Source organism: Pseudomonas sp. P65(2024), assembly GCF_057480955.1.
Genome location: NZ_JBLIYX010000032.1, coordinates 19,337 through 30,448 on the forward strand (window position 1 = coordinate 19,337; position 11,112 = coordinate 30,448).

11 protein-coding genes are annotated in these 11,112 nt (G+C 67.3%); 10 read left to right on the top strand and 1 reads right to left on the bottom strand.

Going from position 1 to position 11,112, the window contains the following annotated elements; translation table 11 throughout:
• The first annotated feature begins 98 nt into the window (after positions 1-98).
• The 10 genes from AC25MA_RS25315 to AC25MA_RS25360 all read left to right on the top strand — a co-directional run bounded on the left by AC25MA_RS25315 (position 99) and on the right by AC25MA_RS25360 (position 10,157).
• Positions 99-707 carry a transposase gene (locus AC25MA_RS25315; RefSeq protein WP_486972526.1) on the top strand — a complete coding sequence of 203 codons (609 nt, stop codon included), beginning with the start codon at positions 99-101 and terminating at the stop codon, positions 705-707.
• Positions 708-772: 65 nt separating this feature from the next.
• Complete coding sequence (locus AC25MA_RS25320; RefSeq protein WP_486972527.1) at positions 773-2,323, top strand: ShlB/FhaC/HecB family hemolysin secretion/activation protein; 1,551 nt, start codon at positions 773-775, stop codon at positions 2,321-2,323.
• Between the two features lie 32 nt (positions 2,324-2,355).
• Entirely contained in the window at positions 2,356-4,161 is a 1,806-nt protein-coding gene (locus AC25MA_RS25325) for a DUF2341 domain-containing protein (protein WP_486972528.1), read from the top strand.
• 10 nt (positions 4,162-4,171) lie between these two features.
• A complete protein-coding gene (locus AC25MA_RS25330) occupies positions 4,172-4,597 on the top strand; it encodes an ExbD/TolR family protein (RefSeq protein WP_028692168.1) in 426 nt (141 codons plus the stop codon).
• A gap of 8 nt (positions 4,598-4,605) precedes the next feature.
• On the top strand, positions 4,606-5,277 hold the full coding sequence (locus AC25MA_RS25335) for an energy transducer TonB family protein (protein ID WP_028692167.1): 672 nt from the start codon (positions 4,606-4,608) through the stop codon (positions 5,275-5,277).
• 38 nt (positions 5,278-5,315) lie between these two features.
• Positions 5,316-7,016: a putative porin gene (locus AC25MA_RS25340; protein ID WP_486972529.1), complete on the top strand. Its 1,701-nt coding sequence runs from the start codon at positions 5,316-5,318 to the stop codon at positions 7,014-7,016.
• A 15-nt stretch (positions 7,017-7,031) separates the two neighbouring features.
• Positions 7,032-7,679 carry a hypothetical protein gene (locus tag AC25MA_RS25345; RefSeq protein ID WP_028692165.1) on the top strand — a complete coding sequence of 216 codons (648 nt, stop codon included), beginning with the start codon at positions 7,032-7,034 and terminating at the stop codon, positions 7,677-7,679.
• 28 nt (positions 7,680-7,707) lie between these two features.
• Entirely contained in the window at positions 7,708-8,184 is a 477-nt protein-coding gene (locus tag AC25MA_RS25350) for a YbjN domain-containing protein (RefSeq protein ID WP_062361204.1), read from the top strand.
• Positions 8,181-9,137, top strand: coding sequence for a peptidylprolyl isomerase (locus AC25MA_RS25355; RefSeq protein WP_062361202.1), 957 nt, complete (start codon positions 8,181-8,183; stop codon positions 9,135-9,137). Before AC25MA_RS25350 ends, AC25MA_RS25355 begins: the two co-directional genes overlap by 4 nt.
• A gap of 99 nt (positions 9,138-9,236) precedes the next feature.
• Positions 9,237-10,157 carry a LysR family transcriptional regulator gene (locus AC25MA_RS25360; protein WP_486972530.1) on the top strand — a complete coding sequence of 307 codons (921 nt, stop codon included), beginning with the start codon at positions 9,237-9,239 and terminating at the stop codon, positions 10,155-10,157.
• Positions 10,158-10,166: 9 nt separating this feature from the next.
• Here AC25MA_RS25360 and alkB read toward each other — a convergent pair whose 3' ends face one another.
• A complete protein-coding gene (gene alkB / locus AC25MA_RS25365; RefSeq protein WP_486972531.1) occupies positions 10,167-10,811 on the bottom strand; it encodes a DNA oxidative demethylase AlkB in 645 nt (214 codons plus the stop codon).
• Positions 10,812-11,112 lie beyond the last annotated feature (301 nt).

Consider the following 11,112-nt stretch of genomic DNA (forward strand, 5'->3'; position numbering starts at 1 on the left):
AGCGCCACCCCCGTCAAAGCCATGGATACCGGCAAGGCATCTGGCCATCAGGCCGGTCGAGCCTTGGGGAACGGCCTGGGAGCGGGGCGATGGGGACTATGGAACGCTACACGAAAGTGGGAATGCAGGAGCTCGACCAGCGCCTGGCGAAGATCGTCGAGGCGGCGCGCAAGCAGCCGGTCTCGGTCTATCGCTACGGCGCGCCGTGGGTATGGATCGTCTCCCAGGAAGACTGGCAGGGCGCCCTGCGCGAGGTGGCCAGCTGCGTGCCGCCCGGGCATTCGCTGGCGCTGCTCAAGCCGCGTATCGAAGCCTTGCTGGATGAGCACCAGGCCGCGCTGGCGCTGCTGGCCGAGCAGCAGGGCATGATCATCGCCCCGCACACACTGATGCACGTGCTGCTGCTGCAGTTGCTGTATTCGGTGCCCAGCGAGAAGCAGCTCTACGAGCAGCTCAACTACAACCTGCTGTTCCGCTGGTTCGCCGGCCTGGAACTGAAATCGCGGGTGTGGAGCTTCAGCCTGTTCAGTCATGACCTCGGCGTGCTGCTGGGCAGCGCCATGGCCGTGTCGCTGCTGCAGCGCATGGTCGACGAGGTGCTCGGCGCGAGCCTGCAGGCCATGCCCGAGTTCAGCCTCAACCTGGCCTTGCTGCACAGCTGGCTGGCACGTCACCAAGGTCAGGCCGCGCCTGACGCAAACCACTAGAAACCCAACGAATTCCTGGCGCTCAAGGGGGCGGTGTGGAGCATTTTTTCTTCAAGCGATGCGCCATGGGCGCAGGGCTGCTGTCGTGTCTGCTGGCGGTCGAGGTGGTCGCGGACGAGGCGCAGCGCCGGGTCGAGATCAATGAATACGTGGTGCGCGGCAATACGGTGCTCGACGCCCAGGCCATCGAGGAGGCGGTCTATCCCTATCTGGGGCCGGACAAGTCCCTGGCCGACCTCGAAGGCGCCCGCGAGGCCCTGCAGAAAAGCTACCAGGCCCGTGGCTACCAGTCGGTGTTCGTCGAGCTGCCCGAGCAGAAGGTCGAGGGCGGCGTGGTCTACCTGCAGGTGAGCGAAACCAAGGTCGGGCGGGTGCGGGTGGTGGGCGCCAAGCATTACTCGCCGCTGGAGATTCGTGAACAGGTTCCGGCGCTGGAGGAGGGCAAGGTGCCCGACTTCGCCCAGGTGCAGGACGAACTGGCCACGCTCAACCGCACCCCGGGCCGGCAGGTCATGCCGTTAGTGCGCGAAGGCCAGCGGCCGGGCACCATGGATGTCGACCTGCAGGTCGAGGACAAGCAGCCCTGGCACCTGAGCCTGGGCCTGAACAACGATCACAGCGCCGACACCGAGAAGCTGCGCAGCGTCATCAGCCTGGGCTACAACAACCTCTGGCAGGCCGGCCACAGCGTCTCGCTGACCTGGTTCACCGCGCCCCAGGACCGTGACAATGCCGAAGTCTGGTCCGGCTCCTACGCCGCACCCCTGAACGAGCGCTGGACCGTGCAGTTCTCCGGCTACCACTCCGACAGCAACGTCGCCACGGTGGGCGGCACCAACGTCCTGGGCAAGGGCCATTCCTATGGTGTTTCGGCAATCTACAACCTGCCGGGCGTCGGCGCCTGGGCCAACGCCCTGTCGATCGGCGTGGACTTCAAGGACTTCGACGAGCAGGTCGGCCTGGGCGCCAGCAGCGACAAGGTACCACTCAAGTACGCCCCCATCACCCTGGGCTACACCGGCTACCGCTTCACCGAGCAGGACCAGCTGAGCCTGGGCCTTAGCCTGGTGGCCGGCACCCGCAGCCTGCTGGGCTACGGCAGCGACGACGCCGAGTTCGACTACAAGCGCTACCGCGCCGATTCCAGCTTCGCCGCGCTCAAGGGCGACGGCAGCTACACCTTCGACTTCGCAGGCTCCTGGCAGAGCGTCTCGAAGCTGGCCTTCCAGCTGGCCTCGGGGCCGCTGGTGTCGAACGAGCAGTTCGCCGCCGGCGGTGCCGCTTCGGTGCGCGGTTACCTGGCCGCCGAGCGTACCGGGGACGACGGCCTGCTGTTCTCCCAGGAGCTGCGCACCCCATCCATCGGCCGCTATGTCGGCAGCTACATCAGCGATTGGCGCTTCTATCTGTTCGCCGAAGGCGCCCAGCTGCGCCTGCAGGACGCGCTGCCCGAGCAGGACGACCGCTACAGCCTGGCCAGTGCCGGCATCGGCACCCGCGCCACGCTCAACGACTGGCTGTCCGGCAGCGTCGACTGGGCCGTGCCGCTCAAGGACGGCCCCAACACCGACAAGAACGCTTCCCGTGTGCACTTCAGTGTGCAGGCGACCTTCTGACTCATTGACCGGCATCGACCTGGAGACCTCTCATGCAACGCCTGATATTGACCTTGCTGCTGTGCCTGGGCTTCGCCCTGCCGGGCAGCGCCAGCGCCTGGTGGCAGGACGACTGGATGTACCGCAAGCAGATCGCCGTGGACACCACGCCCCAGGGCGCCGGACTGACCCAGGCGCTGGGCCGCACCGCGCTGCTGGTGCGCCTGCACACCGGCAACTTCAGCTTCGACGGCGTCAGCGAGACCGGCGCCGACATCCGCTTCGTCAGCGCCGATGACAAGACCGTGCTCAACCACCATGTCGAGCAGTTCGATCCGCTGATGGGCATGGCGCTGATCTGGGTGGATGTGCCACGCATAGAAGCGGGCCAGCGCCAGGAGCTGTGGATGTACTACGGCAACCCGAAAGCCCAGGCGCCTGCTGGCCAGCCCAGCTTCGACGCCGACTACACCGCGCTCTACCACTTCGACGGTGCCACCGCCCGCGACGCCAGCCCCTATGGCAATCAGCTGCAAGGGCCGACGGTGAGCGTCGACGGCGTGATCGGCCGGGCCATTCAGCTCGGTGGCCAGGGCCTGCAACTGCCGGCCAGCGCCTCGCTGCAACTGCCGGCGGGCGCGGCGTTCACTTTCAGCACCTGGCTGCGCCAGGATCAGGCGGTGGGCGAGCAACTGCTGCTGGCCCGTCGCGAGGCCGGCCACAGCCTGTTGCTGGGCCTGGCCCAGGGCGTGCCTTTCGTCGAGGTTGACGGCCAGCGCGCCAGCGCCAGCCAGGCCGTGAGCGCCGGTCAGTGGCAACACCTGGCACTGGTGGGCGAGGGCGGCAACCTGAGCCTGTTGCTCGAAGGCCAGCCGGTGGCCCGCCTGGCCGCCAGTCTGGCGGCCTTCAACGGTGCCGTCGGCATTGGTGGTGACCTGCCGCCGCCCGAAGGCGAGGTGACCAGCCAGTTCGCGCCTTTTGTCGGCGCCCTGGACGAACTGCGCCTGTCGCGCGTGGCCCGCAGCCAGGCAGGCCTGCAGGCCGATGTACTGGCCCAGGGCGCCGAGTCGCGCCTGGTGGTGTACGGCGTCGACGAGGAACAGTCGGGCTTCGGCTTCGGCGGCCTGGGCTTCCTGCTCAAGGCGGTGCCGGTGGACGCCTGGGTGATCATCGCCATCCTGGTGCTGATGATGGTGCAGTCGTGGGTGATCATGCTACGCAAGCAGCGCACCCTCAGTCGCGTCACCGCCGCCAACACCCGCTTTCGCGAGCGGTTCGCCACGGTCGGCACGCGCCTGGAGCAGTTCGCCGACGATCAGGACCTGCATGGGCGGCTCACCGACTCCTCGCTGTGGCGCCTGTACCTGGTGGCCGTGCAGGAACTGCGCACCCGCCGCGCCCAGGGCGCCGACACCCACGAAGTGTCCGCGGCCACCATCGAGGCCATCCGCTGCTCCATGGACGGCGTGCGCACCCGCGAGAACCAGGCGTTGTCATCGAAGCTGTCGACCCTGTCCAACGCCATTGCCGGCGGCCCCTACATCGGCCTGCTGGGCACGGTGCTGGGGATCATGGTGGTGTTCCTCGGCACCGCCATGGCCGGCGACGTCAACATCAATGCCATCGCCCCGGGCATGGCCGCGGCGCTGCTGGCCACCGCCATGGGCTTGTTCGTCGCCATCCCCGCGCTGTTCGGCTACAACCGCCTGACCACGCGCAACCGCGAGGTCAGCGCCGACATGCGGGTATTCGTCGACGAGTTCATCACCCGCCTGGCCGAGCTGCACGGCGAGGGCCAGGCCGGTGAAGCGGCGCAGCGCCCGACCGGGCGCAGCGTCAACCCGTCGGTTCCGGCGTGAGGGCACAGCCATGGCATCCGTGAACAACGCCCATGACGACGACACCGACGCCGCGGTCGACAGCATCAACATCACCCCGCTGGTGGACGTGCTGATGGTGGTACTGGTGATGTTCATCCTCACCGCCACTGCGCAGGTTTCCGGGATCCAGGTGCAGCTGCCCAAGGCCAGCGCCACGGTGTCGCTGGCCCAGCCCAAGACCAAGGCGATCTCGATCAACGACGCCGGCCAGGTGTTTCTCGACGCCTATCCGGTGACGCTGCAGGAGCTGGAGGACCGCCTGCGCAGCGAGAAGGCGCGCAACCCCGACTTCCCGCTGATCGTGCGCGGCGACGCGGGCGTGCAGTACCAGAAGGTGGTCGAGGTGCTCGACCTGCTGCGCCGTCTCGAACTGGCCCAGGTCGGGCTGGTTACCGGCAAGCCGAACCAGGGGTGAGGGCAGCCATGGAACGTACAGTCAACCCCCGCCGCCTGCTCACCTGGGCCGTGCTCGCCGTTGCTGGCGCTGGCCTGGCCTGGCTGCTGTGGCAGTGGGCCAACGACATGGCCGGGGTGCGCCGCGAAGCGCCCAAGGTGCCGGCGATCATCCCGCTGCCGCCACCGCCGCCACCACCGCCCGAGCCGCCCAAGGAGCCCGAGCCGCCGGTCGAGGAGAAGATCGTCGAGCCGCAGCCGGTGCCCGAGGCCGAAGAGGTCAAGCCCGCCGAGGAGGCGCCCGATCCGGCCCAGGACCTGGCCGAGCCGATGCAGATGGACGGCGACGCGCAAGCGGGCGGCGACAGCTTCAACGTCGGCGCCGGCAAGGGCGGCGGCATGGCCGGTGGCGGCGGAGGGGGGCTGGGCAGCGGCACCTACAGCCAGTACCTGGCCTACGCCTTCCAGCGCCTGCTGCGCGACAACCCCGAGCTGCGCAACCTGGTGTTCAACCTGCAGGCCGAGATCTGGCTCAGCGCCGCGGGCGAGATCACCCGTGTCGAGCTGCTGCGCGGCAGCGGCGAGCCGGAGGTGGACGCCCAGGTGCTCGCCGCCCTGCGCGGCGCCCGCGCCCTCGACCAGCGCCCGCCCGCCAACCTGACCTTGCCGGTGAAGATCGCCCTGCAGGGGCGCCGGCCATGAACAACGAAGCACGACTGACCCACAGGAGCTGCAAACCCATGAAGTGCCCAGTCAACCGATTGACCCTGGCGCTCGGCCTGCTGGCCGCCGCCACCGCGGTCGGTCCGACCGTCGCCCACGCCGCGCCGTCGGAGAACGCGACCGTCAACCTGATCCGCCTGCTGGTGGAGCAGGGCGTGCTCAAGCAGGACAAGGCCGACGCGCTGATCGCCCAGGCCGAACGCGAAGCTCAGCAGGCGCGGGTCGCCGCCAGCGGCGCGCCGATTGTCGCCCAGGCCCCGGCCGCCAACGGTGAGGTGCGCGTGCAATACGTGCCGGCCATCGTCCGCCAGCAGATCCGCGACGAGATCAAGGCGGAGGTGATGAGCACCGCCAAGCAGGAAAACTGGGCCGCGCCCAACACCTTCCCTGACTGGGCCTCACGCATCAGCTTCGACGGCGATCTGCGTTTGCGCTACGAGTCGCGTTCCTATGCCGATGGCAACAGCAACGAGATCGTCGATTTCGCCAAGCTCAATGAAAAGGGCCCCTACGACGTCAACCCCAACAGCAGCTCAAGCCTGCCTCCGTTGCTCAACACCCGCGAGGATCGCGACAGCCTCCTGCGCCTGCGGGCGCGCTTCGGCCTCAAGGCGCAGCTGGCGGAGAACTGGGGGGCTGGCATCCGCGTCGCCACCGGCTCCAACAACAACCCGGTCTCGACCACCCAGAACCTTGGTGGCGGCTTCGGCAAGAAGGACATCTGGCTCGACCAGGGCTACGTCACCTGGACGCCGAGCGAGCGCCTGACGCTGACCGGCGGGCGGATCGCCAACCCGTTCATGTCCACCGACATCCTGTATTCCCACGACCTCAACTTCGATGGCGTGGCGGCGCTGTTCGACCAGCCGCTGGGCCGCGACCTCAGCCTGTTCGGCACCGTCGGCGCATTCCCTGTGCAATACAGCGACGACAACGCCACCAGCAACGGCCTGGATAAGGAAGACAGCGACAACAAGTGGCTGTACGGCGCGCAGTTGGGCGCGAAATGGGCGCTCAACGACAGCAATCGACTCAAGGGCGCGATGGCCTATTACCGCTTCGACGATATCGCCGGCGAGCGCTCCACCCCTTGCGCCCCGTGGGATGGCCAGCCGGGCTGCGACAGCGACGAATCCCGGCCGACCTTCATGCAGAAGGGCAACACCGTGTTCCTGCTCCGCGACATCACGCCGAATCCGGCCAACCCGGCGGCCACGCCGCAGCCGCAATTCGTCGGCATTGCCTCGGAGTTCGAGCTGCTCGATTTGAACCTGGTGTGGGACGCCGACCTGCCCCATGACTTCAAGCTGCGCAGCCAGGCCAACTACGTCCACAACCTGGCCTACGACGAGGGCGACATGCGCAAGCGTTCGGCGGGACAACTGGCCAACAACGTCGACGAGAACGGCAACCTCAAGAGCGGCGGCGATGCCTGGATGCTCCAGTTCACCCTGGGCAACGCCCTGGACATGCGCAAGGCCGGCGACTGGAACCTGTTCGCCGGCTACAAGCGCATCGAGCCCGACGCGCTGCCGGACGGCTTCAACGACTCGAGCTTCCACCTCGGCGGCACCAACGCCAAGGGTTATTTCCTCGGTGGCAACTACGGCCTGGCCGACAACGTCTACGCTACAGCCCGTTGGTTGAGCAGCGAGGCAGTCTACGGCGCGCCGTTTGACATCGATGTGCTACAACTTGAAGTCAACACTCGGTTCTAGGGAAGGAGCACGGGCATGAACAAGGGAGCTTATCGCCACCGCTGCGCCTGGTTGATGCTGGCCCTGGGCGCAAGCCTGGCGGCCTCGGCGTCGGCCGAAACCCTCGAGGAACGTCTGCGCACCCAACTGCGCAGCACCACGCAACAGCTGCAGGCCCTGCAGAGCGAGCAAGCCCAGGCCAGCGCCGCCCGCCAGGCGGCCGAGCAGCAGCGTGACGCTGCTCAAGGCCAGGTACGCGAACTGACCGCGCAACTGGCCAAGGCCCGCGGCCAGAGCGAGCAACTGGCTGGCCAGCAACAGGCCGTGCACAGCCAGGCCCAGGCGCTGGTGGCCAGCAGCAACGAACAACTGCACAAGTACAAGCAGGCCTATGACGAGCTGCTGGCGATGGCGCGCGCCAAGGAAAGCGAGCGCGCCACCCTGCAGGCGCAACTGGGCGAGCGTGACAGCCAGGTGCAGCAATGCCAGGCCCGCAACCAGCAGATGTACGGGGTGGCCAAGGAGATGCTGGCCGCCTACGAGAAGGTCGATATCGCCGATGTCATGAAGATGCGCCAGCCCTTCGCCGGTGGTGCCCGGGTCAAGTTCGAGGAGCTGGCCCAGGCCTATGGCGACAAGCTTTACGAAAGCCAGTTCGACGCCCCCAAGGGCGTGCCCCATTGACGTTTTCTCAACGCAAGGAAGTAAGCACATGACCGAAGTGACCCTGATCGAAACCGTTAGCGCCGACTCCCTGACCCAGTTGCTGCAGGATGCCGGCTGCCGGGTCAACCGCACCGAGCAGAACGCCGTGGTGCAGTTGCTCAGCGCCAGCCAGGGCGTGGGTTATGCCGTACGTTTCGGCAACCGGGCCGCGGGCAAGGAAGGCGAGTTCCTCGACTTCACCTTCAGCTGCGCCCTGCGTATCCAGGGCGAGCTGCCGGCGGGCCTGGCCGAGCACTGGAACGCCAGCCGCCGCTTCGCCCGGCTCTCGGTGCAGGGCGAGTTCCTGGTGATGGAGCAGGATGTGGTGGTCGCCGATGGCGTCAGTCAGCAGCATTTGCTGGGCAGCCTGGTGCTGTGGGATCGATTGCTGCAGGAACTGATCGTCTACCTGCGCGACTACAGCCGTAACGTGGCCGGCCAGCAACAAACCCAGGTCGCCCATGACGAAGAGCGCGCCTCGTGACGGCGCGCACTTTCTGGGCCGGCGCCGGCGCGCTGGCCATTGTCGCGGTGGCGGTTGCCCTGGCCTTGCGCCCGGGCGACGAGCCGGTGGCGGCGGCGCGTCCAGCGTCGCCAGCCGCCCTGGTGGCGGCCGACAAGGGCCCGGTATTGGCGCGCCTGGGCGAGCAGCAGGTTGGCAGTGGCGAACTCAAGGCGCTGTTCGCCCAGTTGCCCGAGGAAGCCCGGGCCAGCCTGCGCGGCGACCGACCGGCATTGGAGGCCTGGATCCGCGCCCGCCTGGCGGAAAAGGCTCTCTACCAGCAGGCCGAGGCCCAGGGCTGGTTGCAGCGCCCGGAAATCCAGGTGCAGACCCGCGCGGCCACCGAGCAGATCGTCCTGCGCGACTACCTGAACTCGGTGAGCAAGGTGCCTGACGATTACCCCAGCGAGGCTGAGCTCAAGCAGGCCTACGAGGCGGGCAAGGCCGGGTTGCAACTGCCGGTGCGCTACCGCCTGAGCCAGATCTTCCTGCGGGTGGAAAATCCCAGGGACGACGAGGCCGTGCGCAAACAGGCCCAGACGCTGGCTAAGCAGGCCCAGGCTGCGGATGCGGACTTTGCCGCGCTCGCCCGTGAACACTCTCAGGATGCCGGCACGGCCTCCGCCGGCGGCGACACCGGACTGCAGGCCCTGGCGCAATTGCTGCCCGAGGTACGCGGGGTGGTGCCCAAGCTGAAGGTGGGCACGGTCAGCGACCCGGTGCAGAGTGTGGCGGGCTACCACATCATCAAGCTGGTCGAGCAGCAGCCCGCCAGGGCAGCGACCTTCGAGGAGGTGGCGCCACGTTTGCGCGAATTGCTGCGCGCCCAGCGCCAGGAGCAGGTGGCCAAGGCCTATGTCGAGGGGATGTTCGACACGGCCACCCTGAGCATCGATGGCGCGGCGCTGAACCAGGTCCTGGAAAGCAGCCGCTAGTCGCCAACAACCATGGAAGAGCCGGGCCTGCCCAGGCGGGCCCGTGGGAGGCGAGGGATGCCGATCGATCTGTCCCCGGGGCGAGCCCCGGATACTGCCATGCCTGTCGTTCGTCCCCAGGTGCCGTTGGCCCTGGACGAACAGACCCTGAACTGTTTCCTGGTCACCGCGCGCTGCGGCTGTTTCATGCAGGCGGCGCGGCGGCTTAATCTCAAACCGGTGGCCCTGCGCAAACGCCTGGCGGCGCTGGAGGCGCGCCTGGGCTACAGCCTGTTCGTCAACCGCAACAATAACCCGGTGCTCAGCCAGCAGGGTGAACGCCTGCTGCTGATACTCCAGGCGCGCGAGCCGGTCGTGCCGCTGCCGCGAGAGCAAAGCACGAGCGTGCGCTTGGCCGTGGCCGAGCCGCTGCTGCAGGACCTGCTGGGTCGCAATCTGATCAACTTCGTGCGCCAGCATGCCGGCATGCGTCTGGAGGTGGCCACCCTTGACGGTCGCCAGGCGCCCGAGCAGGTTGCCGATGTCGCCCTGTGGCTGGGTGATGCCAGCCACGGCGCCCATGCTGGCAGTTTTGCCGGTGCGGCCCCCGAGGCTCTGGCCACCCTCGAGTACCTGCCGCATATCGCCAAGCGCTATGCCCGTGAGGCCAACCGGCCGACCAGCCTGGCGGACCTGCAGGACTACATGCTGGTGCAATGGCAGGGCGAAGCTGGCGTGCAGGCGCTGATGCCCTGGCAGGCGCTGCTGCGCACCCGTACGGCCGGGGTGACGCAGATCCAGGACTACGAGATGTACTGCCAGCTGATCAAGTGCAGCGCCAGCGTCGGCTTGCTGCCGCATTATGCGACGCACCTGGATCGTGGGCTGCTGGCTTTGCCGGGCCTGTTCCGCGAACCGATGCGGCGGCGGGTGTGGCTGGCGGTCAACGGCCAGACCGAGGCCGACCCGCTGGTCCAGGTGATGGTGGGGGCGATCCGGGCTGCCTTCGACGAACGGCGCGAGTGGTTCTGCAGCCCGTAGCTGCCGAACTCATCCTGCCTTGCGCAGGGTGAGGTTGATTCGTCGCTCGCCCATGCGTGGGTGCACGCCTGGCTTGATCGGCATTACGCCATGAAAGCGCAGGCGGTCTTCGCCGCCCCACACCAGCACGTCACCGTGATTCAGCGGGATGCGCTGGGGACGGTCCGAGCGCTGCAGGCCGCCGAACAGGAATACCGCTGGCAGACCCAGTGAGATCGAGACGATCGGTTGTCCGTAGTCTTGTTCGTCGCGGTCCTGGTGCAGGCTCAGACGGGTGCCGGGCAGGTAATGGTTGACCAGGCAGGCGTCCGGTATGAAGCCTTCGAAGCCTGTCAGTGCGGCGGCTCGGGTGGCCAGGTCGATGAGTACCTGGGGCAGGGCGGGCCAGGGTTTTGCGCTGACAGGGTCAATGGGGGTATAGCGGTAGCCGTTTTCGTCGCTGATCCAGCCCAGTGAGCCGCAGTTGGTCAGGGCCACGGCCATGCGCAGGCCACCGGGGGTTTGCATATGGCGAAATGGTGCTGCGCGGAGCACGGGGCGCAGGGCGTCCAGCAGGGGCTCGAGGTCGGGCAGGGCGAAGCCGGGCAGCAGCGTTGTCTGGGGGGCCAGGCGCTGGGGGTGGGGGGCGAAGAGGTCGAGGTTGGACTGGATCATGGTTGGCTTGGGGGAGGCCTGGGGGGGATATTGTAGCTCGCGCTGGTGGGTGTGGGGGGCTCGGATGGGTTTGAGTGTTTTAACTCTGGTGGCGTATTGTGTTTAAAGGTTTGTGGGTTGTTGATGTTGATGTTGATGTTGATGTTGATGTTGATGTTAGGTGGTTTTGATAGTTGTATGCGCATTCATTTGCGATGTTGACGCGGAAGTGTCAGATTTTTTGTGTGCGGGCCGGTAACGGCCTGCCGTCAGGCAGGCCCTGACTTTCACCAGGTCGGCCTGATGAACCGATCTCCGTACA